This is a genomic window from Occallatibacter sp. (genome assembly GCF_049802275.1).
Taxonomy (GTDB): domain Bacteria; phylum Acidobacteriota; class Terriglobia; order Terriglobales; family Acidobacteriaceae; genus Telmatobacter.
Genome location: NZ_JBARMD010000124.1, coordinates 1 through 2,274, shown reverse-complemented (window position 1 = coordinate 2,274; position 2,274 = coordinate 1). Strand labels below are relative to the sequence as shown.

The window sequence follows — 2,274 nt, the reverse complement described above, 5'->3', positions numbered from 1 at the left end:
GGGTACTTCGAAGCAAACTGCCGCACGCATCTGGCGCGGAGCGTTTGTGGTCATTGCAGTTCCAGCGCACCATCAGTTCCGATCCCAAAAGCAGCAATGGGAACTGCAGAAGGAGCGGTGCTCTCATACCGAAATCATCGATTGTTAACACCCAGGACCGCATAAAAGTGATGAATGGAATCATGGCTACTGCGATGAATATCAGAGAGCGCTGCGCAGGCGTGAGGGGCCGCCCTCGCCACGCCGGAACCAGGTATATGAGTAGAACGATGAGGTAGAAGCCTAATTCAATGACATAACTCGGTATTAGCAGAACTAACCTGGCAAGGTTGAGTGCGCCAAGAGGGTGGCTGGCTGCGAGATGCTGGAAGACATGCGATGCCAGCAGGCCATCGACGGGAATCATCTCGCGGATGGCAAACCCGAACGGACTACCGGCATGCATTCCAGACGAGGCGCGCGAAAGTTCCCAAAGGTAAGGAAGCAGTAAGAAAGTTGCACCCACACCGCCGGCTGCCAGCAGCAATGCTGACCGTGATGTACGCTCAATGGCAATTTGCCAAAGGCCCCAGGCCAGCATCAACAAAAAGAACGCGAACAACAGATAGATAGAGAGGCCAAAGGCACTTGCAAGCGCCAGAGCGATCAAGCTAACGGTCGCAAATTGCTTATGTTCACCATTCTTTCCTTTTGACATCCATGCGAGCAAAAATGCGAGCATGCAACACACCAAACTAACAACATGATGCGGAGCGTAGAGCAGAACGTCGAGCCAACTGAGTATTGCACCCCTGGACCACAATTCCGCGTCAGGTTGAGGGGGAAGGCGCAGGTAGAAGATCTCCCAAAGGATCACACAAATATCAAGTCCCGTAACTGTTAGCAGAAGAATGGAATATAGAAACTGTCTACGCAGTCTTGAACCGGATCCAAGGAAATGCTTGAGATAAAGTCCGTTGAGAGCGGCCAAAGCGAATCCTGCCCATACGCAACTTGCATTGAGCACTGTGCGGACGGGTAGATGCGCCATTCGCGACACGTCGGCACAGATGACATACCAGAAGTAGTAATTGCGCATCGTAGCGGGGCGTTCGTAGTAGTACAACGAATTGCGAGGTGGGACACCTGTGCGGAGGATGCTCTCAATCCAATTGACTCGAGCGCTGTGATCTAAGATCACGACGCTAACGTAAAGATCGTGACCTCTCTGGAGGTCAATCAGTAAAAGGACCACCACGATGATCCAGCCGATTGCGAAGATCAGCGCCGCACCGCCCAGTGGGCGGTATCCGAGGTTCCACTTTTGCCCCGAAAGGCGCAGTTGGCGCCATTCCCTGCCCAGCAGGACCAGGCAGGCCACACCGCTTGCGAGGAAGAACGCCGATACGGCTGCGAGGGAAAAGAGCCTGCAAATCAACATTGCAGAAATGGCGGAAACGGCCATCGACAACGGGACGCTCCAAAAGAGCCGCTCGACAAGCGATCGCTGGCGAAAGGCATGGATGTTCGTAAACCATGCAGCTAGGTAGCCGGTGCACACTGTGGCCGGCAAGAATGCCGGGATGGCTAAGAGGCTATCTACTGTTTGCTCAACCGCGATGGATGGGAAGTTGAAGATGCGACCTCCTCAGTGCTCAACTGGGCGTTCAGATGATTGGCGCCACCAAAGGACGGCGGCTACGCAGATGAGAAACGTCACTGGTGATTTTCTCTAAACCAACGCTGGCTGACTCCCTCGCGACCATAACCCCCATCAGTCAGGCGCGATCTGCATATTGCGAATAATACTGTTGATTGACTTTTCTTCCGTTGGCATCGAAGCGTGCTAGGTGGATCAGACCCAATTTGTGCGCTGTGAAGCTGAGGGTCGTGGCAAGCACACCGAGACCATATTCCACGCTGCGTTTGAAGTTGATCGACGATGCCTCTTCGAAGTACTTCGTCGGGCAGGAGATTTCGCCGATGCGGAAATCGAACATCACGGCTTGGGCGATCATCTGGTTGTCGAAAACAAAATCATCGGAGTTCTCGAGGATAGGGAGGGCCTCGAGCAGTTGCCTCGAGAATGCACGGAAGCCGGTGTGATACTCCGACAGTTTCACTCCCAGAAACAGATTCTGGAATGCCGTCAGAAAGCGGTTGGAGATGTATTTGTAGAGCGGCATCCCGCCCCTGAGCGCTCCCCCGCCGAGGATGCGCGAGGCAAGCACCATGTCGTAGACACCGCTGGCGATCATGCCTGCCATCGCCGGAACCAGGGATGGTGTGTACTGG

The 2,274-nt window shown here is 54.2% G+C and carries 2 protein-coding genes; both read right to left on the bottom strand.

Features of this window, described 5'->3' with window-relative positions; all coding sequences use genetic code 11:
• Positions 1 to 1,444: hypothetical protein (locus tag WA354_RS04125; RefSeq protein ID WP_472811744.1), on the bottom strand; the 1,444-nt coding region annotated here is incomplete at its 3' end.
• A 313-nt stretch (positions 1,445 to 1,757) separates the two neighbouring features.
• Positions 1,758 to 2,274: glycosyltransferase family protein (locus WA354_RS04120; protein WP_472811743.1), on the bottom strand; the 517-nt coding region annotated here is incomplete at its 5' end.